At 69.6% G+C, this 24,685-nt stretch carries 22 protein-coding genes; 17 read left to right on the plus strand and 5 right to left on the minus strand.

What is annotated here, in order from left to right; genetic code table 11:
• Positions 1-96 precede the first annotated feature (96 nt).
• The 3 genes from AC1RSI_RS00820 (at position 97) to AC1RSI_RS00830 (ending at position 3,435) form a co-directional block, all read left to right on the plus strand.
• Complete coding sequence (locus AC1RSI_RS00820; RefSeq protein ID WP_008261789.1) at positions 97-429, plus strand: PadR family transcriptional regulator; 333 nt, start codon at positions 97-99, stop codon at positions 427-429.
• A 26-nt stretch (positions 430-455) separates the two neighbouring features.
• On the plus strand, positions 456-1,568 hold the full coding sequence (locus AC1RSI_RS00825; RefSeq protein WP_154726507.1) for an HAAS signaling domain-containing protein: 1,113 nt from the start codon (positions 456-458) through the stop codon (positions 1,566-1,568).
• Positions 1,569-1,659: 91 nt separating this feature from the next.
• A complete protein-coding gene (locus AC1RSI_RS00830) occupies positions 1,660-3,435 on the plus strand; it encodes an SLC13 family permease (protein ID WP_040349734.1) in 1,776 nt (591 codons plus the stop codon).
• Between the two features lie 39 nt (positions 3,436-3,474).
• Here the strand turns inward: AC1RSI_RS00830 and AC1RSI_RS00835 are convergent, their stop codons facing one another.
• Positions 3,475-3,804, minus strand: a complete 330-nt coding sequence (locus AC1RSI_RS00835; RefSeq protein WP_008261145.1) for a hypothetical protein — start codon at positions 3,802-3,804, stop codon at positions 3,475-3,477.
• Between the two features lie 103 nt (positions 3,805-3,907).
• A complete protein-coding gene (locus AC1RSI_RS00840) occupies positions 3,908-6,538 on the minus strand; it encodes a M14 family metallopeptidase (protein ID WP_040349733.1) in 2,631 nt (876 codons plus the stop codon).
• Positions 6,539-6,650: 112 nt separating this feature from the next.
• Between AC1RSI_RS00840 and AC1RSI_RS00845 the strand changes: the two genes are divergently transcribed.
• The 6 genes from AC1RSI_RS00845 (at position 6,651) to AC1RSI_RS00870 (ending at position 10,406) form a co-directional block, all read left to right on the plus strand.
• Positions 6,651-7,352 carry a hypothetical protein gene (locus tag AC1RSI_RS00845; protein WP_008262521.1) on the plus strand — a complete coding sequence of 234 codons (702 nt, stop codon included), beginning with the start codon at positions 6,651-6,653 and terminating at the stop codon, positions 7,350-7,352.
• A gap of 44 nt (positions 7,353-7,396) precedes the next feature.
• Complete coding sequence (locus AC1RSI_RS00850; RefSeq protein ID WP_154726508.1) at positions 7,397-8,080, plus strand: hypothetical protein; 684 nt, start codon at positions 7,397-7,399, stop codon at positions 8,078-8,080.
• Positions 8,070-8,279, plus strand: coding sequence for a helix-turn-helix transcriptional regulator (locus AC1RSI_RS00855; RefSeq protein ID WP_154726509.1), 210 nt, complete (start codon positions 8,070-8,072; stop codon positions 8,277-8,279). The genes AC1RSI_RS00850 and AC1RSI_RS00855 overlap by 11 nt, the downstream gene beginning before the upstream one ends.
• Positions 8,280-8,348: 69 nt before the next feature.
• On the plus strand, positions 8,349-9,419 hold the full coding sequence (locus AC1RSI_RS00860) for a bifunctional transcriptional activator/DNA repair enzyme AdaA (RefSeq protein ID WP_230307676.1): 1,071 nt from the start codon (positions 8,349-8,351) through the stop codon (positions 9,417-9,419).
• A complete protein-coding gene (locus tag AC1RSI_RS00865; RefSeq protein WP_154726511.1) occupies positions 9,412-9,942 on the plus strand; it encodes a methylated-DNA--[protein]-cysteine S-methyltransferase in 531 nt (176 codons plus the stop codon). The genes AC1RSI_RS00860 and AC1RSI_RS00865 overlap by 8 nt, the downstream gene beginning before the upstream one ends.
• A gap of 65 nt (positions 9,943-10,007) precedes the next feature.
• On the plus strand, positions 10,008-10,406 hold the full coding sequence (locus AC1RSI_RS00870) for a baeRF12 domain-containing protein (RefSeq protein WP_008259789.1): 399 nt from the start codon (positions 10,008-10,010) through the stop codon (positions 10,404-10,406).
• Positions 10,407-10,464: 58 nt separating this feature from the next.
• Here the strand turns inward: AC1RSI_RS00870 and ilvA are convergent, their stop codons facing one another.
• Positions 10,465-11,979, minus strand: coding sequence for a threonine ammonia-lyase, biosynthetic (ilvA, locus tag AC1RSI_RS00875; RefSeq protein ID WP_154726512.1), 1,515 nt, complete (start codon positions 11,977-11,979; stop codon positions 10,465-10,467).
• Positions 11,980-12,186: 207 nt separating this feature from the next.
• On the opposite strand from ilvA, the gene nadA reads away from it, so the two are divergent.
• The 4 genes from nadA to nadC are packed head-to-tail and all read left to right on the plus strand — an operon-like array spanning position 12,187 to position 16,568.
• Positions 12,187-13,266: a quinolinate synthase NadA gene (gene nadA / locus AC1RSI_RS00880; protein WP_154726513.1), complete on the plus strand. Its 1,080-nt coding sequence runs from the start codon at positions 12,187-12,189 to the stop codon at positions 13,264-13,266.
• A gap of 22 nt (positions 13,267-13,288) precedes the next feature.
• Positions 13,289-14,179 carry a metalloprotease gene (locus AC1RSI_RS00885; RefSeq protein ID WP_447941427.1) on the plus strand — a complete coding sequence of 297 codons (891 nt, stop codon included), beginning with the start codon at positions 13,289-13,291 and terminating at the stop codon, positions 14,177-14,179.
• Positions 14,179-15,711 carry an L-aspartate oxidase gene (locus AC1RSI_RS00890; RefSeq protein ID WP_447941428.1) on the plus strand — a complete coding sequence of 511 codons (1,533 nt, stop codon included), beginning with the start codon at positions 14,179-14,181 and terminating at the stop codon, positions 15,709-15,711. Before AC1RSI_RS00885 ends, AC1RSI_RS00890 begins: the two co-directional genes overlap by 1 nt.
• On the plus strand, positions 15,708-16,568 hold the full coding sequence (gene nadC, locus AC1RSI_RS00895; RefSeq protein ID WP_230307748.1) for a carboxylating nicotinate-nucleotide diphosphorylase: 861 nt from the start codon (positions 15,708-15,710) through the stop codon (positions 16,566-16,568). The genes AC1RSI_RS00890 and nadC overlap by 4 nt, the downstream gene beginning before the upstream one ends.
• 46 nt (positions 16,569-16,614) lie before the next feature.
• Here the strand turns inward: nadC and AC1RSI_RS00900 are convergent, their stop codons facing one another.
• Positions 16,615-17,787, minus strand: coding sequence for a cell wall hydrolase (locus tag AC1RSI_RS00900; RefSeq protein WP_230307747.1), 1,173 nt, complete (start codon positions 17,785-17,787; stop codon positions 16,615-16,617).
• Positions 17,788-18,231: 444 nt separating this feature from the next.
• Between AC1RSI_RS00900 and AC1RSI_RS00905 the strand changes: the two genes are divergently transcribed.
• A complete protein-coding gene (locus AC1RSI_RS00905) occupies positions 18,232-18,417 on the plus strand; it encodes a hypothetical protein (protein ID WP_035310966.1) in 186 nt (61 codons plus the stop codon).
• Between the two features lie 232 nt (positions 18,418-18,649).
• Positions 18,650-19,006, plus strand: a complete 357-nt coding sequence (locus tag AC1RSI_RS00910) for a DUF6481 family protein (RefSeq protein WP_008263506.1) — start codon at positions 18,650-18,652, stop codon at positions 19,004-19,006.
• A 103-nt stretch (positions 19,007-19,109) separates the two neighbouring features.
• Here the strand turns inward: AC1RSI_RS00910 and AC1RSI_RS00915 are convergent, their stop codons facing one another.
• Positions 19,110-22,847, minus strand: a complete 3,738-nt coding sequence (locus AC1RSI_RS00915; protein WP_447941429.1) for a PAS domain S-box protein — start codon at positions 22,845-22,847, stop codon at positions 19,110-19,112.
• 134 nt (positions 22,848-22,981) lie between these two features.
• On the opposite strand from AC1RSI_RS00915, the gene AC1RSI_RS00920 reads away from it, so the two are divergent.
• The gene (locus AC1RSI_RS00920) at positions 22,982-23,461 is read left to right on the plus strand and encodes a Dps family protein (RefSeq protein ID WP_035310050.1); all 480 of its coding nucleotides are present in this window, start codon (positions 22,982-22,984) and stop codon (positions 23,459-23,461) included.
• 101 nt (positions 23,462-23,562) lie between these two features.
• Positions 23,563-24,657 (plus strand): cell wall hydrolase, encoded by a 1,095-nt coding sequence (locus AC1RSI_RS00925; RefSeq protein ID WP_154726913.1) that lies wholly within the window; start codon positions 23,563-23,565, stop codon positions 24,655-24,657.
• Positions 24,658-24,685 lie beyond the last annotated feature (28 nt).

Consider the following 24,685-nt stretch of genomic DNA (forward strand, 5'->3'; position numbering starts at 1 on the left):
CATGCGGAAACCATCGCTCGCTTGACTCTCTCGCACAGTATGTCTCATACACTGTGCGTCACACACTATGCGACGTCGTGGATCGGGAGCGCGGGTTTGAGTCAGGATGAGGAACTGCTGTTCGAGAGTCTGCGGCTGGAGCTGCGGCGGGGGTCGTTGATCCTGGCGGTGTTGGCGAGCTTGCGGCGCGAGCAATACGGCTATTCGCTGCGGGTCGCGCTGGGCGAGGTCGGGGTCGAGATGGAGGAGAGCACCCTCTATCCGCTGCTGCGGCGGCTGGAGAGCCAGGGGCTGCTGGACAGCGAGTGGCGCGAGGAGGAGCGGCGCAAGAAGCGGTTCTACCGCCTGTCGCCGCGCGGGGAGGCCATGCTGGCGCGGCTGGCGGCCGAATGGCGGGGCCTGTCGGCCTCGCTGGAGAAGATGCTGTGAACATCGGGAAAGAGGGAGAGCGTGGGATGGACCTGGTTGAATCCTATCTGAAGGCCGTGGCGGCCCAGTTGCCGAAGGCGACGCGCGAGGACATCGTCGCCGAGCTGCGCGACGAGATCATGGGGCGGCTCGAGGCGCTGGAGGCGCGGCTGGGCCGGGCGCCGAGCGACGACGAGGTCGAGGCCCTGCTGCGCGAGGTCGGCCATCCGCTGACGGTGGCGGCGCGCTATCGGTCTGGGCCGCAGGCGCTGATCGGGCCGGAGCTCTATCCGTGGTGGCTGTTCGCGGTGAAGACGGCGCTGCTGGTGATGGTTTGCGTCACCCTGATCGGACTGGCGGCGCGGGTGCTGGCCGGCGACATCTACGCGGGTCAGGCGATAGGCCAGGCCTTCGCCAGCCTGTTCAGCGGGGCGGTGTCGGTGATCGGGATCGTGACCCTGATCGGCTTCGTGCTGGAGCGGCAGGAGAAGAAGCCCGACTTCATCGCCAGATGGCGGGTCAAGGATCTGGGCCTGTTCGAACTGGGCGGCGATATCGACGCCGAGACCTGGGGCCAGAGGCTGGCGCGCGGCGGGGCGACGCTGCGTGAAGGCGCGGCCGCCAAGTCGGGGCCGGCGGTGCGCAGGAGCGCCGAGATGTCGCCGGCCGCGCGGGCGGTGTCCAGCGCCATCGCCTGGGGCGTGCTGCTGCTGTGGTGGACCGGCCTGTTGCCGATGGCCTCGATCCGGCCGGAGGAACTGGCCGGGGTGGTGGACGGCGTCGACTATGGCCGGATCCTGGTCCAGGTCGTCGACGCGGCCTACTGGCCCGTGACCCTGTTCGTCGTGGCGCGGATCCTGTTCGACCTGACGCGGGCGGCGTCGGGGGGGAATGTGCGGCTGACGGCCCTGGGCGACATGGCTTTCGGCGCCGCAGCGGCCTGGGGCGTGGCGTGGCTGTGGTTCTGGTCGCCGCTGACGCCGGTGATCTGGGTCGGGACGGTGACGGAGTTCGCCGAACGGGCGCGGGCGCTGTTCCATCCCACGGCGGACGACGCGGGCGGTCTGGCGGCGATCCTGATGATCATCGTGGTCTGGGCCTTCCTGGCCGAGATCTGGCGGATCCTGCGGGCGGCGGGGCGACTGGTCGTCGGCCGGTAAGGGACGCCGGCGCGGATGTGTTGAACCTCCGGCCGTTTCCGCCGTTGCTGTCCGTCGGCGGCGCTGGGCGGCCGGGGGCGAGAGCAACTGAGTGACACTACAACAGGGTTTGGCCTTCGGCCTGGTCGGCCTGACGGTGGCGGCCTTCATCTGGGGCCGGTTCCGCTATGACCTGGTCGCCGTGGCGGCCCTGGTGGCGGGTCTGGCCATCGGGGTGATCCCGGCCGAGGCGGCGTTCGAGGGCTTTTCCAACGATGTGACGGTGATCATCGCCTGCGCCCTGGTGGTGTCGGCGGCCTTCGCCAAGTCGGGCATCGTCGAACTGGCGCTGAAGCGGATCCTGCCGCACCTGAAGACCGAACGCAGCCAGGTGCCGGTGCTGACGGCGGCCGTGACCCTGTTGTCGATGGTGACCAAGAACGTCGGCGCCCTGGCCATCATGATGCCGGTCGCGCTGCAGGTCAGCCGGCGCACCGGGACCAAACAGTCGCGGCTGCTGATGCCCATGGCGTTTGGGGCCATGGCGGGGGGGATGGTGACCCTGGTCGGGACCGCGCCCAACATCCTGGTGGCCGAGGTGCGTCAGGACATGGTCGGGGCGCCGTTCCAGATGTTCGACTATGCGCCGGTGGGCCTGATCCTGACGGGGGCCGCCCTGGTGTTCCTGACGTTCGGCTATCGGCTGCTGCCCAAGGACCGGACGGGGACCATAGGTCTGTCGGCGGCCCTGTCGGCCAACGCCTATCTGACCGAGGCGCGGGTTCCCGACGACTGGACGCTGGCGACCAAGCCCATCAGCGCCCTGAAGGCCATGGCGCCGGACGAGATCCAGGTGATGGCCCTGATCCGCGACGGCAAGCGCAAGGCCCGGCCGCGCGGCAACACCCTGATCCGGGCCGGGGACACCCTGCTGATCAAGGGCGACCAGGAGGCGCTGGAGGAATTCATCGTCGCCACCAAGCTGAAGCTGGTGCGCGGCGACCGGCCGGTGCTGCTGGAGGAGGCCAAGGACGAGGTCCATCTGGTCGAGGCGGTGATCGGGGCGGACTCGTCCCTGACCGGACAGTCGGTGCGGTCGCTGGACCTGTACGGCCAGTACGGGCTGAACCTGCTGGGGGTGTCGCGCAGCGGCTATGAGCTGACGCAGCATCTGCGGACGGCCAAGCTGCAGGCGGGGGATGTGCTGTTGCTGCAGGGGTCCGAGGCCGGCCTGCCGGGGCGGCTGGCGACCCTGGGCCTGCTGCCCCTGGCGGAAAGGGACATGCGGCTGGGCGGCCAGCGGCGGAAGTTCCTGCCCGCCGTGGTTCTGGCTGTCGCCATGGTGATGGTGGGGTTCGGCCTGATCCCCGTGGCCATCGCCTTCTTCGGCGCGGCGGTGGTGATCGTGGCCCTGGGCGGGTTGAAGATGCGCGAGGCCTACGCCGCGCTGGACGGGCCGCTGCTGGTGCTGATCGCCGCCCTGATCCCGGTGTCGGACGCGATCCAGCAGACGGGCGGGGCGGATCTGATCGCCGGGGGGCTGAAGTCGATCTTCCAGGGCATACCGCCCGTGGTGGCGGTGGCCGGCATGATGTTCGCGGCCATGGCGGTGACGCCCTTCCTGAACAATGCGGCGACGGTTCTGGTGGTGGCGCCCATCGCCGCGACCCTGGCCCAGCAACTGGGCTATCGGCCTGACCCCTTCCTGATGGCCGTGGCGGTGGGGGCGGCGTGCGACTTCCTGACCCCCATCGGGCACCAGTGCAATACGCTGGTCATGGGGCCGGGCGGGTACAGGTTCTCGGACTATCCCAAGCTGGGGGCGCCGCTGAGCCTGCTGGTGCTGGTGATCGGTCCGCCGGCGATCCTGCTGTTCTGGCCCATGTGATCGGGCCCGGCCCCGGCGTATCCGGGGCCGGGGCGGGCGTCAGCGTGTGCGGGCGGCGGGCGCCGCGTCGCACGTCAGGCGGCCGTTGTCGTTGCGGACCTGGGCGCCGCGGCAGGCGCGGACGCTGAGGGTCGAGGCCACCGACTGGCCGTCCTTGGCGATGCAGCGTGCGCGCAGCCGATCCCCGTTCAGCGAGATGTTGCGGCAGGTCTCGCGATAGCTGCCGACCGGCAGGGCGCGGCCGGAAACGGCCGGCTGGGGATCGGGACGAGTTTGGGCGACAGCGACGGCGCCCACGGCGAACAGGGCGGCGGCGGCCCCGACCGAGGCGCCGATCGAGACGAGTTTGGAAACAGACAGACGAACCAAGGCGTAACTCCCATTTTTCTATTTGCGCCTCTGCGGGCGAAAAACGAGGTTATGCGCGTCTGAGCCTGTGTCCAGTCCTGATCGCGATCAGGCGTCTGGGACTTCACCAGCGCGGCGAGACGTGGGCCGGTCCCTTGAACACCGCATTGGCGAACAGGGGCTTCAGGCCTTCCAGATAGCCGCGCACCGTCGGATCCTGGGTGAAGGCGATCATCTGGCCCGACCCCAGGGACTCGACCATGACCACGGGCTTGAAGCCCAGCTGGGCCTGGTTCTCGGCCCACAGCTGGCCCGAGGCCAGCAGCCGGTCGGAGCCTTCGAACCGCACGGCGTTGGTCCCTTCGCCACGCTTCAGGGGGGCGTAGATGTCGGCCCCACGCACCAGGACGTTCAGCGTTTCGGGCAGGCCGGCGCCGATCCAGTGGTCGGGATCGACATGGGCGCGGGCCAGGACGCCGGCGACCGAGTCGGGGCCGTGGTCGCTGTGGGCCAGCAGGGCGGCGTAGTCGGTCTGGTTGGCGATCCGGGCGGGGGCGGCGGGCTTGTCCTCGTCCTTGTCCAAGGCGCCGTCCTCGCGGCGCGAGGCCAGCATGTCGCTGTCGGCGTCAGCCAGCAGGCGGGTGGCGGTTCCCAGACTGATCAGGGTGCCGCCGCGCGAGACCCAGTCGTGCAGGGCCTTGACCCCGGCCTCGCCCAGGACGGAGGCGTAGTCGCGGCCCTCTGGCAGGATCAGGACCTGATAATGGGCCAGGTCGGCCTCGCCGAAGCTGGCGGTGCGGATGGCGGTGACGGGATAGCCCAGGTCGCGTTCCAGCAGCCAGCGGGTCGCGCCGGCGGCGTCGGGGGCGGTCGGACTGTCCCAGGCCAGGGCGATGCGGGGCGCGCGGAGACGCACCACGTCGCTGGAGCCGAAGCCGGCGCCGCGCTCGACCCAGGATTCGTCTACGCCCACGACTTCGGCGCCCGTGTCGGCGGCGAGGCGGTTCAGGGTGGCGATCAGGTCGGCGGGCGCGCCCGCCTTCGGCAGGATCAGGGTTCCGGCGGGCCAGTCGCGGCCGTTCTGGGTGAAGGGCTGGTCGGCCGAATTGACCGTCAGTCCGGCCTGAAGGGCGGCGGCCAGGAAGCGGGGCTGGGCCGAGCCGGGCGCGACCAGGAATCCGTAGCGGGCCTCTGCGTTCCGGACGGCGGCGGGCGTGACCAGTTCGGGGCCGCGCGCCTCGACGGCGACGCTCGGCGCGCTGTCGCAGCGGGTCGCATCGACGCCGAACATCAAGGGCAGGGACCAGGCTGTGACGTCATAGATCTCGTCGCCCAGGCCGCGCGCGCGGCGCCGCTCCTGTTCGGCCAGGAAGTCGGGCGGGACAGGCACGTCGCGGGTCAGCAGCACCTCGGCCATCCGGCGCTGGGGCTGGGCCAGGTTGATCACATAGTCGCCCGCGCGGTGTTGGCCGGCGCAGGCGAAGGCCTGGCGCGCGACCCCGACCTCGATGCCCGATCGGACCAGAAGTCCAGCCAGACGGTCCGCCGCCGCCGGATCCGACGCACGCGACAGAACATAGGCGCCCCGTCCCGCCACGCCGTCGCGGTGATAGGCGTAGAAGTCGTTCAGCAACCGGTCGTGATTGCGCGAGGCTGTCTCGATGGTGGCCAGGGTGGCGGTCAGGTGGGCGCTCACGGTGTCGGCGTAGGTGAAGACCTCGCCCGAGCTGCGGCGGGCGGCCAGGCCCCGGGCCGACCCGACCTCGTAGGTCATGGAGACGGCGCCCAGATAACCCGGCCAGCCGTCGCCATAGCCGGGATAGAAGGCGTCGAAGACCTTGCGGTTGAAATAGGCCAGACCCGCCGCATCGAACCGGGCGCCGGTGTTGCGGCCGAACAGGGCGCGGTTCTCCAGGGTGCGCGGCCAGATCCACGGGTTCAGCGGCTCGGCCTCGGGCGGGAAGAAGAAGGTCTCGTCCGAGCCCATCTCGTGGCTGTCGACGACCACCTGGGGCCGCCAGTCGCGGACCAGAGCGGCGTGGCCCTGGGTTTCGGGCTGGGTCTGGATGAACCAGTCGCGGTTCAGGTCGAACAGATAATGGTTGTAGCGGCCGCTGGGCCAGGGCTCGTCCCGCTCGGCCGAGGCGGGGTCGGGATTGGGCAGGGAGCCGCGGCCCGAGGCGAAGCTGTTGAGGAAACGCTCGCGCCCGTCCGGGTTCTGGGTCGGGACGAAGACGACGACGGTGTTGGCCAGCCAGGCCTGGGCGGTCGGGTCGGTCAGCAGGCGACGGGCGGCCTGCATGGCGGCGTCGGCGGGGCTGATCTCATTGCCGTGGACCGAATAGGCCATCCAGACCAGGACCGGCTGATCCGCGATCAGGGCGGCGGCCTGCTGGGGCGAGGTGCGGCGCGGATCGGCCAGGGCGCGGGCGTCGGCCTTGATCTGGTCCAGCCGGGCGATGTTGGCGGGCGAGCCGACGGCGGCCCAGAACAGGGGGCGGCCCTCCCAGGTCGTCGCATAGTCGCCTATCGCCACCCTGTCCGGAGCGGCGGCGCGCAGGGCTTCGAAATAGCGGCGCACGTCGGCGGCGCGCGTGATCTCCTGACCGCTGTCATAGCCCAGGGTCTGACGCACCGTGGGGATGTCGGCGCCTGTCTGGCGCGCCGAGACGGGCTGGACCGCGAGCAAGGCGGCGGCGCAGGCGCCGGCCAGGCTGAAGGCGAGCGGACGCACGGAACGACGATGACTGGACATGAACTGACCCCCCGGGAGGCGGACACCTTAGTCGGGGCACGGAAAAAGAAAACGGTCTTGACGTGTAACCTATAGGTGATATGTAACCTCAAGGTTACGTCAGGAGGGCGACATGAGCAACAGCGACGATCAAGCGATCCAGCGCGTGAAACTGGAAAGAAGACGGTGCTGGTGGACGGCGCTCGCCCTGGCCGTCGTCGGCGCCGTAGCCATGGTCGGCGGCGCGGGGTTCGCGTTGGTTTCCGGCGTAGAAGGCGATGAGGCGACGGCGGCGGGCGTGGCGACAGGGATCGGATTTGCTCTGACGCTCATCGGGGCGATCTGGGCGTGGAGCGCGCGTCCAGGCCAGTCAATCATCGTGGCGGCGAGCGGAGAAGGGGCGCGGCGTGACAAGTTGGAGCGGGCGCGCACCCAACAGCTGGTGATGCTGCCCGTGGTGCTACTTCTCTTCATGGCTCAGGCGCATCGGGCGATGGAGCGGATCCTGGGTGGAGACCATAATCTGGGCGCCTATGTGCAGGTTCTTCTGCCGGTTCTTTACGGCTGGCTGATCCCGCTTATCGTCATGGGCTGGGACGCACACACACGCAAAAACCGCCGGTTCCTGGAAGACGAGCTGACCCAGCTCATGCGGGCCAGATCGATGATCCTGGCCTTCGTCGTGCTGATGACGGGCCTGACCGTGGCGCTGGGCCTGGGGCTGTGGCGTCCCCAGTACGGGATCATGGCCTTGCCCTATGTCCTGGCCTTGGGCGGGGCGTCGGCGGGGCTGCGATTCGCCTGGCTGGATCGGGAGGCCGGGCGCGATGGGTGATTTGCAATCGGATTGCGGGCCGAGAGTCTTGAGGAGCGGCGCTCATGGATGAGGATGAGAAGGAGGCGGCCCTGGCGCGTGAGCGTCGCCGCCGCCGCCGGCACGGGTTCGCCCTGGTGGTCTTCACGCTGGGCATCGTCGGGATCGGCGCGCTGGCCGCCAGCGAAGATAGTGGTGATGCGCAATGGGCCATGGCGGTCGCGGCGGCGGGCGGCGTCGCCATGCTGGTCGGGGCGATCCTGGCCTGGTTCAGCAAGCCCGGCCAAGATCGACGACGCCTGGACGCGATCATGACTTATCGGGATCGCGTTCAACGGAATCGGACCATCCAGTTGTTCACCATGAGCCTGGTGGTTCTGATCGAGGGGATCATGATCATCGGCTTTTCGGACGACCTGCTCGCCGGGCGTGTCAGTGAGGCTGTGGTTCCATTGCTGATGGCCGTCACGGTCAGCTGGATCATTGTTATGACGGTTATGGAGTGGGACGGCGGTTCGCGGAAAGTGAAGAAATTCCTCGACGACGAACTGTCCCGTCATATCCGGGCGCGCGCGACGGGCCTGGCCTTCATCGTCCTGATGGCGGGCGCCACCCTGGCGCTGGCCGCCAGCGTGTGGGCGCCGAACTGGACGCCGCTGGTGTTGGCCTTCTCGCTGCTGGCTTCGGCGGGGGCGGCGGCCTTGCGGTTCGCGCTTCTGGATCGAGAGGCGTCCGGCGATGGGGAGTAGTCGGCTGGGGTTGAGGCTGAAGGAGGTCCGCACGGCGGCCGGCCTGACCCAGGCCCAGCTGGCCGACGCCGCCAAGGTGTCGCGCAAGACGATCAACACGGTGGAGAACGGGGTCTTCATCCCCTCGACCATTGTGGCCCTGGATCTGGCGCGGGCGCTGAACACGACGGTCGAGGCGATCTTCTATCTGAAGGACTGAGCATCCATGTCCGAAAACCGCGAGACATCGCCGGGCTGAGCCGCCATCCTGCGGGTCATGGAACAGTCGTTGGATCAGGAGGCCTGCTGGCGGGCCTTGGGGGCGCGGGACGCCCGGTTCGACGGGCGGTTCTTTACCGGCGTGACCTCGACGGGGATCTACTGCCGGCCGGTCTGTCCGGCGCGAACGCCCCGGCGCGAGAATGTGGTGTTTCATCCCACGGCGGCCTCGGCGGAGGCGGCGGGGTTTCGCGCCTGCCTGCGTTGCCGGCCCGAGACGGCGCCCGAGATGGGGGCTTGGCGCGGCACGTCGAACACCGTCAGCCGGGCCCTGGCCCTGATCGAGGCGGGGGCGCTGGACGGGGGCGATGCAGACGCCCTGGCGGCGCGGCTGGGGGTGGGCGAGCGGCATCTGCGGCGGCTGTTCCGCCAGCACCTGGGCGCGGCGCCGGTCAGCGTGGCCCAGACGCGGCGCGTGCTGCTGGCCAAACAGCTGATCCACGAGAGCGACCTGTCGATGGCCGAGGTGGCGATGGCGTCGGGCTTCGGCAGCGTGCGGCGGTTCAACGAGACCTTCCAGGCCCTGTATGGCCGTCCGCCGTCGGAACTGCGGCGGCGCAAGGCGGAAGGCGAGGGCGGAGGCCCGGTGAAGCTGGGCCTGGCCTATCGCCCGCCCTATGACTGGAGCGCGATGATGTCGGCCCTGGCGGCGCGGGCCGCCCCGGACGAAGCGGTGGCCGACGGGGTCTGGCGGCGCAGGCTGCGGGCGGCGACGGACGGGACGGACGGCGAGGTCTCCGTGCGGTTGGGGTCTGAGGGCAAGGCGGCCGTGGAGGCGCGGGTGGACGAGCTGAAAGCCCTGCCCGGCGTGCTGGCGCGGGTGCGGCGGGTGTTCGATCTGGCGGCTGATCCCGAGGCGATCCGGCGGGACCTGTCGGCGGATCCGGACCTGCGTGCGGCGCTTGAGGCCTGGCCGGGACTGCGGCCGGCGGGGGACTGGATCGATGCCGGAGAGGATGCGCCCAGCGACCGGCTTGCGACCTTGAATGCAGCCCTGGCGGCGCGGGCCGAAGCCTGGCGCCCCTGGCGCGCCTATGGCGCCCTGTACTGGAACCGTGTGACGGAGACGGCCGATGACTAGACAATCAACGCCGATGACCCTGACCCTGGATCGGATCGCCTCGCCGGTGGGCGAGGTGCTGGTGGCGACCGACGCCGAGGGGGCGGTGCGGGCGCTGGATTTCCATGACTACGAAGACCGGATGCGCCGGCTGCTGCACCGCCACTACGGCCCGGTCGAACTGGTCGAGGGGCGGGCGCCGGAGGCGGTGCGTCGGGCGGTCGAAGCCTATTTCGGCGGTGATCTGACGGCGTTCGACGCGGTGGTGGTCAAGACCGGCGGGACCGTGTTCCAGCAGGCGGTGTGGGCCGCGCTGCGGGCCATTCCGGCGGGGGAGACGCGCAGCTACGGGCAGCTGGCGGCGGCGATCGGATCGCCCAGGGCGGTGCGGGCGGTGGGTCTGGCCAATGGCTCCAACCCGGTGGGGGTGATCGTGCCCTGCCATCGGGTGATCGGGGCGAACGGGACCCTGACCGGCTATGCGGGCGGGCTGGAGCGGAAGCGCTGGCTGCTGGCGCACGAGGCCGGCGGCCGGCTGCTCTGATCGGCGAGGCAACGGCATCGGTCCCCGACCGTTACCCAAGTCCACAGACCGAAAGAGTATCGACGATGAAACTATCCAATGGCGCCCTGGTGGCGGTGGTCGACGGCGAGAAGCTGGTCCTGTTCAAGAACACGAACGCCCAGGAAATCCGGCTGTCGCCGCTGGAGATTCCGGCGATGGAGGATCGGGTTTCCGGCTCGTCCGGCCGCCGGTCCAGCGAGGCCAACCCGGACAACGACACCCAGGCCGAGGACGGTTTCGCCATGGGCGTGGCCGAGGTGCTAAACAAATGGTCGGTCACCAACAAGATCGACGAACTGCTGGTGATCGCGGCGCCCAAGACTCTGGGGGAACTGCGCAAGCACTGGCACAAGGATCTGGAATCCAAACTGGCCGGCGAGATCGCCAAGGACCTGACCGGCCACTCCAGCGACCAGATCGCGGCGGCGATCGAAAAGGCCTGAGCTGAATCAGGGCGGGTTTGAGGGCGGCGGCCGGAGACGGTCGCCGCCCTCGGCGTGTCTAGGCGCCGTCCAGGAACAGGCGGCAGGCGGGGTTGGCGGTTTCGTCGACATAGGGGTAGCCCAGGTCGGCGAGGGCGGCGAACAGTTGGGCCTGTTCTTCGGGCGGGACGCTGACGCCGGCCAGCACCCGGCCGACGTCGTCGCCGTGGTTGCGGTAGTGGAACAGGGTCAGGGCCCAGGCGGGCTGGAGGCTGTTGAGGAAGCGCAGGAAGGCGCCGGGCCGTTCGGGGAACTGGAAGCGCAGGATGCGTTCGTGGGGCAGGCCGACCGTGCGGCCGCCGACCATGTAGCGGACGTGCAGTTTGGCGGTCTCGTTGTCACTCATGTCCTCGACGGCGTAGCCGCCGGAACGGAGGGTCGCGATCAGGTCGTCACGCTCGTGCGGGCCGTTGCGCAGGGCGACGCCGACGAAGATCTGGGCGTGGCCGTCGCCGGACCAGCGATAGTTGAATTCAGTGACCGAGCGGCCGTCGAGACTGTCGAGGAAGCGGCGGTAGTCGTCGCGGTCGTCCTTCATCGCCACGGCCAGCAGGGCCTCGGCGCCCTCGCCGATCTCGGCCCGTTCGGCGACGTGACGCAGACGGTCGAAGTTCAGATTGGCGCCCGAGTTGATGGCGATCAGCGTGCCCGCGCCGGGGTGGGCGGCCGCCCAGGCCTTGAGGCCCGCAAGCGCCACGGCGCCCGAGGGTTCGGCGATGGCCCGGCTGTCGTCGAAGATGTCCTTGATGGCGGCGCAGATGGCGTCGGTGTCCACCAGGACGATCTCGTCCAGCAGGTCCTTGCACAGGCGGAAGGTCTCGGTCCCCGCGCGGCGCACGGCGACCCCGTCGGCGAACAGGCCGACCTCGTTCAGGGTCACGACCTCGCCGGCGTCGATGGCGGCCTTCATGGTGGGGGCGTCGACCGGCTCCACGCCGATGACGCGGGTGTCGGGGCGCAGGAATTTGATGATGGACGCGACGCCGGCGGCCAGGCCGCCGCCGCCGATGGGCACGAAGACGGCCTCGATGGGGTCGGCGTGCTGGCGGGCGATCTCAAGCCCCACCGTCCCCTGGCCGGCGATGACCTCGGGATCGTCGAAGGGGTGGATGAAGGCGGCGCCGGTCTGGCTCTCCAGATGGCGGGCGTGGGCGTAGGCCTCGTCGAAACTGTCGCCGTGCAGGACCACTCCGCCGCCCAGGGCGCGGACGGCGGCGACCTTGATGCCGGGGGTGGTGGTGGGCATGACGATGACAGCGGGGATGTTGCGGCGGGCCGCGGCCAGGGCCACGCCCTGGGCGTGATTGCCGGCCGAGGCGCAGATCACGCCCCTGGACAGTTCGGCCTGCGACAGGCCGGCGATCTTGTTGTAGGCGCCGCGAATCTTGAACGAAAACACCGGCTGCAGGTCTTCGCGCTTCAGCAGCACGGGCCGGTCCAGCCGCGCCGACAGGCGGCGCAGCGGATCAAGCGGGGTCTCCTCCGCCACGTCATAGACGCGGGCGGTGAGGATGCGGCGGATGGTGTCTTGCATCAAAATGTCGGTCGAGGCGTGGGTGAGGAAATGAAGTCGCCGTTCGTCTAGGCGATTTTGCCCCATTTGTGAAAGGTTCGTGCGCTCAAGACGGCGAGTCTCCCGTGCTTGGCGGGGACGCGATGATTTCTCTTGCGCGCGGCCTCCATCGGCCTACATTGGATGTGCTTATGCTAACTTTGAGCATAAGGGTCTAGGGAGACGGTCATGGCGGACGGCGCCTTTGGTCTGACGAAGGAACTGGAGCGGGAGACCGCCGGGGTGTGGGCGAAGGTCAAGGACCATGTCACGCCGCTGGAGTGGCCCGAACAGGCGCGGCTGATCAGCGAGATCAACCGGCTGAAGCGCGAGCGCGACGCCGTGATCCTGGCCCACAACTATATGACGCCCGAGATCTTCCACGGGGTCGGCGACTATGTCGGCGACAGCCTGGGCCTGGCCAAGGAGGCCGCGCGGTCGGATGCGAAGGTGATCGTCCAGGCGGGCGTGCACTTCATGGCCGAGACCTCGAAGATCCTGAGCCCGGAAAAGACGGTGCTGATCCCCGATCTTCGGGCGGGCTGTTCGCTGGCGTCGTCGATCACGGGGGCGGATGTGCGGCGGATCAAGTCGCGCTATCCGGGCCTGCCGGTCGTGACCTATGTGAACACCACGGCCGATGTGAAGGCCGAGACCGACATCTGCTGCACCAGCGCCAACGCCGTGCAGGTGGTGGAATGGGCGGCCAAGGAATGGGGCGTGGATCGGGTCATCCTGATCCCCGACGAATATCTGGCGCGCAATGTCGCGGCCCAGACGACGGTCGGGATCATCGCCTGGAAGGGCCGCTGCGAGGTGCACGAACGGTTCACGGTGGACGACATCGCCGAGATGCGCGCCGCCTATCCGGGCGCGGAAATCCTGGCCCACCCGGAATGCCCGGAAGACGTGCTGGCGGCGGCGGACTTCGCCGGTTCGACGGCGGCCATGACCGACTATGTCGAGGCGCGTCGGCCCAAACAGGTGGTGATGATCACCGAATGTTCGATGGCCTCGAACGTCGCCGGCGACGTGCCGGGCGTGCAGTTCATCGGCCCGTGCAACCTGTGCCCGCACATGAAACGGATCACGCTGCAGAACATCCGCGACTGCCTGCTGCACATGCAGTTCGAGGTGACGGTTCCGGCCGACATGATCGAGCGCGGGCGGCTGGCCGTGCAGCGGATGATCGACCTGCCGCCGCCCGCCGTTCCGGCGCGCTACGACCTGGTCAAGGCGCGGCATCACGTCGATGTGGAGCTGATCTGAGCGAGACGCGGCGATCGGTCCCGTGGTCGAGACCGATTGCTGCGCCCATCTGGACGTCATGAGCAATATCGACACCCCGAACCGCACGCCTGATCGCATCCCCGGCCCTTGGGATCCCAAGCCCGAGGACCCGGCCGTGCGCGCCGCCCCCGCAGCCCCGGCCGAGATTCCGGTCGAGAAGGATCAGAGCCTGGTCTGGGCCCTGCTGTCCACGGCCCTGATGGGCGGCTTCCTGTGGTGGATCACCGGCAGCGCCATCGTGGCGGGCGCGGTGCTGATCGGCCTGTTCGTGCATGAGGCGGGGCACGCCCTGGCGATGAACAAGATGGGGATGGGGCCGGCGCGGATTTATATCATTCCCTTCCTGGGCGGGCTGGCCAAGGCGCGGCGGGAGCCGAAGAGCGAATGGGACGGGGTGCTGGTTTCGCTGGCGGGCCCGGCGTTCGGTCTGTTGGCCATGATCCCGTTTGTCGGGGTGTGGATGGCGACCGGGCAGGGCGAATGGCTGATGGGCGCCTTCTTCATCGCCATGCTGAACCTGGTGAACCTGGTCCCGGCGCCGCCTCTGGACGGGTCCAGAGCCCTGGGGCCGGTGCTGACGCGGGTGCATCCGCGGCTGGAGCAGATCGTGCTGCTGGTCATCGGCGTGGCCGTGGTCTGGTGGGGACTGTCCACCGGGCGATTCATCCTGGCCGCCTTCCTGGCCCTGTCGGTCTTGGCCCACTTGAAGCGCGGCGTCTGGCGCGCGGCCTGGGGCACGCTGAGCTGGCCCGAGGCGGGCAAGAGCCTGGTCCTGTACCTGCTGACCCTGGCCGTCTGCGCGGCGGCGGCCCTGGGCGCATTGCTGCCCATGGTCGGGGGCGATCCGGCCGGGGCGGTGAGCCTGGGCCTGAACTCTCTTGGAGTGCGCTGATGAACCGAACGCGACATGACGGGCCCTTGGTCGTCGGCGCCGGTCTGGCGGGCCTGTCGGCCGCGCTGGAAGCGGCGCGGGCGGGGGCTGAGGTTCTGGTGCTGACGCCCGAGCCCCTGTTGAACGCCTGTTCGTCCGCCTGGGCGCAGGGCGGGATGGCGGCGGCCCTGACGGCTGTGGATTCGCCGGAACTGCACGCGAAGGACACCGAGGCGGCGGGCGCGGGTCTGGTCGAGCCGACGGCGACGCGGGCCCTGACCGATGCCGGGCGCGAGACGGTGGAATGGCTGGCGGCCCTGGGCGCGCCGTTCGACCGGGACGCGGACGGCGGCTTCGTGGTCAGTCTGGAGGCCGCCCATTCGGTGGCGCGGGTGGCGCGGGTCGGCGGCGACGGGGCCGGGCGGGCCATCCTGTCGGCCGTGGTCGCGGCGGTGCGGGCCGAGAAGCGGATCACGGTCTGGGAAGACGCGCGGCTGAAGGCCCTGTTGCTGGACGCCGACGGCCGGGTGGTCGGGGCGGTGGCGGCGCGCGGGCCGGGCGTGCGTCTGGTCGAGATCACGGCGACGGCGGTGGTTCTGGCTACAGGCGGGGCGGGCGGTCTATTCGGGGCGACCACCACACCGGCGGCGCTGAAGGGCGAAGGCCTGGCGCTGGCGGCGCGGGCGGGGGCGGAGATCCTGGATCCTGAGTTCGTGCAGTTTCACCCCACCGCCATCGACGTGGGTCTGGATCCCGCGCCCCTTGCGACTGAAGCCTTGCGGGGCGAGGGTGCGCGGCTGATCGACGGCGAGGGCCGGTTCCTGCTGGGCGAGGCGCCGGACGCGGACCTGAAGGCGCGCGACGTGGTGGCGCGGGCGGTCCATGCCGCGCGGATGGAGGGGCGGGGCGCCTATCTGGATGCGCGCGCGGCCATCGGCGAGGCCTTCCCGCACGAATTTCCGGCCGTGTTCGCCGCCTGTATGCGCAGCGGCCTGGACCCGCGCATCAGTCCGATCCCGGTGATGGCGGCCTGCCATTATCATATGGGCGGGATCGCCGCCGATGCGGACGGGCGCACCACGGTGGCGGGCCTGTATGCGGTCGGGGAATGCGCCGCGACGGGCGTGCATGGGGCGAACCGGCTGGCGTCCAACTCCCTGCTTGAGGCGGCGACCTTCGGGCGGCGCGCGGGACGGGCGGCGGCGCTGGAGACCGGCGGCGGACGGCCATCGCCGGTCGAGGTCACGCCGGACCTGCCCGAGGCGGCCATGTCCGAACTGAGAACCGCGATGACGGCTCATGCGGGGGTGGTGCGGAATGAAGCGGGCCTGTCGGGCCTGATCGCCCTGATCGACCGGCTGGAGGCGCAGTATGGCTCGGCGGCGGCGCTGGAGGCGGCGCGTCTGGTCGTGCAGGCGGCGCTGGATCGGCGTGAGAGCCGGGGCGGGCACTATCGCTCGGATTATCCGCAGACGGCGGCTGTGGCGGACCATACGCGGGTGCGGAATGTGCGCCCGGCGATGCGTCCGGCCGTGCTGGAGCCCGCCGCGTGAGCCGGTCCCTGCCGGATGTGCTGATCGAGCCGGTCGTGCGGATGGCCCTGGCCGAGGATCTGGGCCGGGCGGGCGATGTGACGGCCCTGGCCTGTATTCCCGCAGACGCCCGGATGAAGGCAGGATTCGTGGCGCGCAAGCCCGGCGTCCTGGCGGGGATCGACTGCGTGCGGCTGGCGGTGCTGGCGATGGATCCGCAGGCGTCGGTCGATCTGCGGCTCGAGGACGGCGACGCCTTCGAGGCCGGGGCGGTGCTGGCGGTGGTCGAGGCCGAGGCGCGGGCCTTTCTGTCGGCCGAGCGGACGGCGCTGAACCTGGTCGGGCGGTTGTCGGGCGTGGCGACCCTGACGCGGGCCTATGTTCAGGCGGTCGCCGGGACCAAGGCGCGGATCGCCGATACGCGCAAGACCACGCCGGGCCTGCGGGCGCTGGAGAAACATGCGGTGGCGTGCGGCGGGGGGATCAACCATCGCTTCGGCCTGGATGACGCCATTCTGATCAAGGACAACCATGTGGCCGTGTGCGGCGGGGTGGCCGAGGCGGTCCGCCGGGCCAGGGCCTTTGCGCCCCATCTGATGAAGGTCGAGGTCGAGGTCGACGGGCTGGATCAGCTGGAGGCGGTGCTGGGCCTGATCGCCGAGGGGGCGGCGCCGGACGTGGTCATGCTGGACAACTTCAGCCTGGACGATCTGAGGACCGCCGTGGCGCGGGTCGCGGGACGGCTGACGCTGGAAGCCTCGGGCGGGGTCGATCTGACGACCGTGCGGGGCATAGCCGAGACCGGGGTGGACGTGATCTCGGTCGGGGCCCTGACCCATTCCGCGCCCGTGCTGGACATCGGTCTGGACGCGCTTTGAGCCTTTAGAGCGGGAGCGGTCTCTCGAAGCCGCTCCCGTCCATGGATCAGACCGGGTTGGAGACGTCCGTGGCCTCGACCTTTGCGGCGGTCTTGGCCGACGTGACCGCAGGGCGGCTCGTGCGGGCGGCGGCGGTCTGGGCGGCCGGCTGGGGCGACGGCTGGGCGCGCGAGGCGGCTTCCGGTTGCGGCTGGGCTTGCGGGCGCGGCTGAGCGGCGGGGGCTGCCGGTTCCGGCGCGGACAGGCCTTCCTGGGCCAGGACCAGGGAATAGGCCACGGCCTGTCCGGCCTGGCGGGCGGCCTCGACCGGATCGAGCCCGGCCTGGATCAGACGGGGCTGGTCGCCCGCGGTCGAGGGCCGGGCGGCGTAGGTGAAGGCCCCGCTGGCGCCCGAACGTCCGCCGAAGCGATAGAAGAGGTGGCTGCCGACCTGATTCACCCGGATCAGCGAGTTGCGCCAGACCGGCGAGACGCCGGTGGTGTGGAAATGGGTGGCGTTGCCGACGGCCGAATAGACCGATCCCGACAGGGCGCCCGAGGCGATGCTCTTGGCGCGGTTCCAGGCCCCCGAGTTGACGCGACCGCGCATCGCGCCGTTGCAGGTGAACGAGAACTGGCAGCCGGTGCGGCGCGCGGCGCCCTGATAGACGACGCCGCAGATGGTCTTGGGGAAGGCGGGGTGGCGGACGCGGTTCAGGACCACCTGGGCCACGGCCTTCATGCCGTCGCGGCCTTCGCCGCGGGCTTCGTAATAGACGACCTGGGTCAGGCAATCGAGATCGCGGCTGGCGTCCAGGGCGTTGGCCATGCGGAACGGCCGGGCGCCGACCGGCGTGGTCAGATTGGCGCGACGCAGGTTCGGATCGCGGTTGTCGTTCAACTGGTCGAGGCGGGCAGCCAGGAGTTCCGCCTGGCGGTCGCGCTGGGCGGCGCCCGCGCTGGTATAGGGATCGTGTCGGCGTGCGATCGAGAGCGCGCTGGCGTCCAGGCCCCCGGCGGCGGCCGAGAGCGCTTCTTCGGTGAAGCCGGCGGCGGTGGCGCCGTGAATCCGTTCGGCCTGGGCGCGCAGCGTATTCGCCTGCGCCAGGGTTCCGCCCAGATAGGCGCCGCCGATCGCCAGTCCCACCAGACCGCCAAAGGCCGCTGCAGCCGTCATGGGCTTGATCTTCGCCACACGATCGGTGCGCGACGCGGCGCGCGTCTGAGAGGAATGCGACAACGAGTTAGTCCTGTTCAGCAGGGCGAGAAACGCTGCCCCCGGGGTAGTCTCGCCTGCTGGGCGACTCTGACGGTCGCGTTCCAACTGCGGTCAACGCACGGCTCATGCTGCCCGGCGTCGAGGACGGGCCTATATAGCGAAGTTTGTGACCTGAATGTGGCTGATTCGCAAGCCTGCGGTTAAGGCGTCGAAACGATTAGGTATTTTCACTGTATCGCACGGGGGGAATGACAATCCGGGCCGGAATGTGACAGTCGTGACGACGAATACTGTATTGTATTGCAGTAGGTCTTCATTCGCAAATGTGACAGCCTGCGATATCAGCTAAAGCGCCTGCCGGGTTCTGTTCATTTTGCGATCATGGGCCGTATTCGCGACTTGACGCCAGGGAGGGAACCTGTGCGTTGCGGTCGCGTTGAAGCGTGACCTTTGGAGAGAAGCCCCATGTCGAGACCCCTTGTGATGGCGGCTGTCGCCGCCGCGACCCTGGCCCTGGCCGCCTGCGGAACCACGATCGAACAGAAGGCGGCGAGCGGCGCGGTGGCCGGCGCTGTCGTCGGCGGACCGGTCGGCGCGGCTGTCGGCGGCGCCGCCGGGGCCGTCGTCGGCCAGGCCCAGAAACCCAACTAGAACGCGTCGCGCCCTTGTTTCGGCAGGGGCGCGACCTATCTGCATCACTGGACGGGCGATGCGCGGCATATGCGCGTCAAATCGTGCGTCCGTCCGATTTCGCTGCGGTGAACCTTGCTTTTGGCGCGCGTATCGGCTTTGTGCGGCCCGCTTCTGGCCGTGCGTTTTTTCGTCGCCGCCTGATCCCCGATAGCCGCCCCTGGCTGTTCACAAGGAACCCTGACGCTTTCGCATGAAAGATCTGAAGACCGGATTTTCCGACCGCATTACCGCCCAGCAGGAGGCCAAAAAGGCCCTGCTCGCCAAATTCAAGCCGAAGGCCGCCGCCCCCGACCCTGAATTCGAACGCCTGGCTGAAAAGCGCGCCGCCGAAAAGGAGGCCCTGCGCCAGCAGCACGAGCTGGCCAAGGCCGAGCAGCGCCGTGAAAAGGCCGAGAAGGACGCCGCCCGCATGGCCGCCGATCTCGAAGCCCAGGAAGCCCTCGAGGCCGAGAAGCGCGCCGACCGCAAGGCGCGCAAGCAACTGACCAAGGAAGAGCAGAAGGCCAAGCGCGACGCCCGCTACGCCGCCCGCAAGGCGCGTCGCTAAGTCGCTCAAGGCCCTGCACTGAAGGATCGACGCGTCGCGGGTTTCTGCGGCGCGTTTTTCTTTGGCCGCCCTATTGGGCGGACGGACCTATTCAGCGGAAGGCCTATTCAGCGGGAAGGCCGGCGCGGCCGTCGATGATGCTGCGCAACTGTTCCGTCGAATAGGGTTTGCGCAGGAAGGGCCAGGGGGTGTCGGCCAGCACCTGGTCCACGTCGTCGCCGACATAGCCCGAGGTCAGGGCGATGCGCATGTCCGGCCAGTCTCGGGCCGCCTGCCGGGCCAGATCGACGCCGCTCATGCCGCCCGGCATGACGATGTCGGTCAGCATGATGTCGAAGCGCGCCGCCTGTAGCGCCTTGAGCGCGTCGGGACCGCTTTCGGCCAGCACCACTTCGAGACCGAAACTCTCCAGAAGATCCAGAGCCACGGCCGCCACGCTGGCGTCGTCCTCGACCAGGAGCATGCGGCCGCCCTTGGCGAAGGCGACGTCCGCGCTGATGGGAACGGGGGCGGGGGGCGCGGTCTCCTGGGGCTGGAGGGGCGGCAGATAGAGACGGATTTCGGACCCGCGCCCGACCGTGGAGGCGATATGGACCCCGCCGCCCGACTGGCGTGCGAAGCCATAGACCTGGCTGAGCCCCAGTCCCGTGCCCTTGCCGACGGGCTTGGTCGTGAAGAAGGGTTCGAAGACGCGGTCGATGACCTCGGCCGGCATGCCGGATCCGTTGTCCGACACCGACACGCAGACATAGTCGCCCGGCGCCAGTTCGGCGACCTGACCGGGTTCGACCGAACAGGTCATCGTCTGGACGGTGATCCTCGCTCCCTCGCGGACCTGCGCGGCCGGGGGCGCGCCCATTGGGGCGCCGTCGCGCATAGGGCCGCCGGTGACGTCGCCCAGGGCGTCGCGGGCGTTGACGATCAGATTCAGCAGGGCGGCCTCGAACTGGGCCGGGTCCACGTTCGCGCGGACGCCCCCGCGCTTCAGCTTGACCTTGAAGTCGACTGCCTCGCCGACGGCGCGACGCAGCAGGGGCTCGCCCTCGCGGATCAGGCCGTTCAGGTCGATGGCTTCGGGGCGCAGGGCCTGGCGGCGCGAGAAGGCCAGCAACTGGTGGGTCAGGCTCTCGCCGCGCCGAGCGGCGGCCAGGGCGGCCTCGCCCAGCTTCTTCTTCTTGGCCGGGTCGTCCGAGCGCAGGATGATGTCCAGGGCCCCGATGACGACCGTCAGCAGATTGTTGAAGTCGTGGGCCACGCCTCCGGTCAGCCGGCCCACGGCCTCCATCCGCTGGGCATGCATCAGGTGGGCCTCGGCGGCGGCCTTTTCCGTCAGGGCCTCGGCCACCCGGTCCTCGAGCAGCTCATTGATGCGTTTCAGGTCGTCCTCGGCCCGTTTGGCGTCGGTGACGTCCAGGCTGGCGCCGACATAGCCCTGGAAGACGCCCGAGGCGTCGAAGCGCGGCACGCCCTCGGTGCGGATCCATCGCAGGCCCAGGGTGGGATGATTGACCCGGCTGAGCGCCTCGAACCGGTCCCGGGCCTGGAAGGCGCGGGCGAAGGCGGCGTCGAACACCGTTTCGTCGTCAGGATGGATCAGGCGCCGCCAGGCGTCGGCCAACTGCCGATTGGAGCGGATGCCGCAGAAGATGCGATAGCGCTTGTTGCCGAAGATGATCGACGGCGTGGCGTCCGTCATCCAGATCAGGGCCGGGGCGCTGTCGGCGACGGTGCGGAAGCGGACTTCCGATTCAGTCAGCCGCGCCTGGGCCGCGCGCATGTCGGTGACGTCGAAGGCGACGCCGACGAAACCGACCACCGCCTGTCCCGTCAGGCGGGGACGCGAAAAGGACTTGAGCCAGCGCCATTCGCCGTCATGGCGACGATAGCGGGCCTCCATGGAAAAGGGCTGGCCGGTCGCCTCGCCGTCGGCCGATTCCTGGACGATGCGGGCGACGTCGTCGGGATGGAGGGACGAACGCCAGTCTGCGGCCCGCGCCGATTCATAGTCGGCGCCGAAGAAGTCGACATAGGCCTGGTTGACGAAGGAGCGCTGGCGATCCTGATCCGTGACCCAGATCAGCACCGGCGCCGTATCGGCGATGGCCCGGAACCGTTCCTCGCTCTCGCGGGTCTGGGTCTCGGCGCGGGCGCGCTCGACCTCGGTCCAGGTGCGGGCGGCGACTTCCTCCAGAAGGCGCGCCTCGGCCTCGGTCCATCGACGGGGAACAGAGGCGTGGGCGAACAGGAAGGCGCGCAGACGGCCTGCCCGGATCAGGGGCGCGCGGATCAGGGCGCGAGTCCCGATGGCGTCGAAGGCGCCCGCGACGTCGGCGGTGCGCGGATCCTCGTACACGTCGTCGATCCGGACGGTGCGGCCCTGGGCCAGGTCGGCGATCAGGCCCTCGCCAAAGGCGTCAAGGCTGATCCTGTCCCGAACGGCCCCGTCGTCGGCGGCCCACTGGCCGGTCACTGAGATGAGGCCGCTGTCGGGATCGATCTCGCCATAGCCGACGCGGTCGGCTGCGATCAGACGTCCGATCGACGCCTCGACCTCGCTCATGATGAGACCGGGGTCGGACAGGTCGCGCAGCCGGTCGCTGAGGGCCAGCAGGAAAGCCTGCTGCCGTTCCGCGCGGGCGGCGGTTTCGAGCGCCTCCCGGTTCTCGGTGGTGTCGAAGGAGATGCCGGCGTAGCCGAGAAAGACCCCGGCCTTGTCAAAGCGCGGCTCCACGGCGACGCGCATCCAGCGCCACGCCCCGTCGTGACGCCGGAACCGAGCCTCGAACCCATAGGGGCGAAGATCAGGCCGGGCAGCGGCCTGGGCGGCCTCGACCTGCGGCTGATCATCGGGATGGATGGTCTGTTTCCAGCCGTGGCCGCTCAGGGAGGCGGCCGTGCCGCCGTAGAAGTCGGTCAGGGCGATATTGGCGAACTCGACCGCCCCATCGACATCCGTCAGCCAGATGGGCGAGGGGGCCGTGTCCGCCAGAAGACGGAACCGGGTTTCGCTGTCGCGCAGGGCGGCCTCGGCGGCGCGGGCCTCGGTGACGTCGATGTTGACCCCGATCATGCCCAAGAAGCGGCCGTCGGCGTTCAGACGGGGCCGGGCTTCGCTGCGCAGGACGCGCCATTCGCCGTCGTGGCGACGGTGACGCCCCTCGACGACATAGGCGACATGGTCCCGATCAGCCTGACGGCAGACGGACAGCACATGGTCCCGGTCGTCGGGGTGAAGGAAGGCGTCGGCGTCGAAATCGCTGGGATCGTCCAGCCCGCCCCAGAACAGGCGCTGGTCGTTGTTCAGATGGATGATGCGGCCGGTCTCGTCGGTCATCCAGAGCATGACGGGGGCCAGTTCGCTGACGATCTGCAACCGTCCTTCGGTCTCGTCGATGCGCGCGTTGGACAGGGACAGCGCCGAGACGACCGCGTCCAGTTGCGCCAGCGCGCCGCGCAGGCAGGCGCCCATCCAGGCGCAGAACAGGCCGACCACGATGAAGTTGAAGGTCGCCACGACGCTGAGACCGGGGGGCATCCCCGGCTTCGAGCCGCTGCTGACGATCACCAGGGACCAGCCCCCGATCAGGCATGCCGCCAGCGCCGTGGCGCCCGAAAGCCGGCCCCCCGCCAGGGCCGCCAGGATGACGCCGGGCAGAAGGATCATGAAGCCGGTGATTTCGCCGTAGAAGGCCGCTCCGGCTGCGCGCAGCAACAGGGCGGCGCCGGCCCCGATCAGTCCGATGACAATCCGGGTCCAGACCGAACCCGGCTTGAGCCGCGCGAGCGCCAGCAGACCTCCGTCGGCGTCCCGAAGTCGCCTGAAGACCACGGCTGGGTCCATGCTTCGCCCGCTCCCGACGCGTCGTTCTAAAGTGACGCTTGTCCATGCAACGCTCGCTCGCGCTTCGCGTTCCTGACAGCCATATTCGACCGGACCCGTTCCGGCGTAAAGTTAATCAACCCAAGGAGCGCAACATGACTGACACGATCGACACCGGCCTGTCCCAGACCGAGCGTGGCGACGTCGCCCAACAGCTGACACGCGTTCTGGCTGACGCCTACGCCGTCTATCTGAAGACCCACGGCTATCACTGGAACGTGCGGGGGCCGGAGTTCTTCGCCCTGCACAATCTTCTGGAGCAGCAGTATCGCGACCAGTGGGAGGCGCTGGACGACATCGCCGAACGTATCCGGGCGCTGGGCGAGTTCGCGCCTCAGGGCTATGGCACCTTCGCCAATCTGACCAGCATCCGCGACGGCGACCCGGAAAAGGACGCGCCCGAGATGCTGCGTGAGCTGATGCGCGACCACGAAACCCTGATCGCCACCATGCGGGCGGCTCTGGACGTGGCCGACGGCGATGGAGACGACGTGACCGTCGATCTGCTGACCCAGCGCCTGGGCTCGCACGAAAAGTTCGCCTGGATGCTGCGCTCCACGCTCGGCGGCCGATAACATCGGTCTGCGGGCGCCCGAAAACCGCCCCGAAGTCCGCGCATAGGGCTGACGACGACGACGCTCCGGCTCCCGGAGCGTCGTCTCCTTTCTGGATTTGAATGACACTGGCCCACTGGAAGATGATCTGGACGGCGCTGAAGCGCTCGGCGGCGGCCCTGCCTGCGGCCGGCGCGGTGCTGGGCGTCGCCATGGCCGCCGGGTCCAGCGTGCGTCCCGACGCCGACCGCACGGCCGAGGCCGTGGCCCGGATCACCGGCGGGGACATGAGCGCTCACGGCCTGGACGCCGTGAAGGGGCGTCTGACGCCTTCGCAACTGGCCCTGGCCCAGCGTCATGACCCAAGCCTGCTGCAGCCCGCGGCCTATTCCACCGACGGGGCGATGCTGGCGACCGGCGCCCTGCGTCCCGCCCGGTCCTTCGTCTTCAAGGGCAGCGCCGAGGATCGGCGCCGCGCCCTGCGATGCCTGACCCAGGCCGTCTATTTCGAAGCGGCGCTGGAGCCGGACGCCGGTCAGGCCGGCGTGGCCCAGGTGGTGCTGAACCGGGTGCGCGATCCCAACTACGCCAACACCATTTGCGGCGTTGTGTTCGAGGGCGCCGAGCGGACCACGGGCTGTCAGTTCAGCTTCACCTGCGACGGATCCCTGTCCCAGGCGCCGGTCGCCTGGGCCTGGGAGCGGGCGCGCAAGGTGGCGGAGAAGGCGCTGAACGGCGCGGTCGCCCAGCAGGTCGGGACCGCCACCCATTACCACGCCGACTATGTGAACCCCTGGTGGTCGCCGTCGGTGGCCCGGGTCAACAAGATCGGCGTGCATGTCTTCTATCGCTGGAAGGGCCTGTACGGCGAAACCGCCGCCTTCCGCACCGTCTACAAGGGCCATGAGCCGGTGATCGACGAGGCGCGGTTCTCGCGGCCGCGGCCGGGCGTCCAGCCCGGTCAGGCGACCGGCGGCGCCGATCCCGACACTCTGGCGGCGCCAGGCGGGGATGCGCCGATCAAGACCGTCGAGATCAACGGCCAGCAACGCGTCGTCGGCGTGGTCAGTCTGGGCGGCCGTCGCCTGCCGACCCAGGAGGAAGTCGTCGCCATAAACGCCCGGCTGCGGACGCTGGAACAGCCCGCAGCCGTCGCGGTCGCGCCCGAAGGCGTGGCGGACATGCCGGTCGAGGAAGTCGGCCGACCGGCGTCCTGAAACGCGCCGACCCGCGCATTGCAACGCT

The sequence above is a fragment of the Brevundimonas sp. GW821-FHT10E09 genome, from assembly GCF_058809375.1.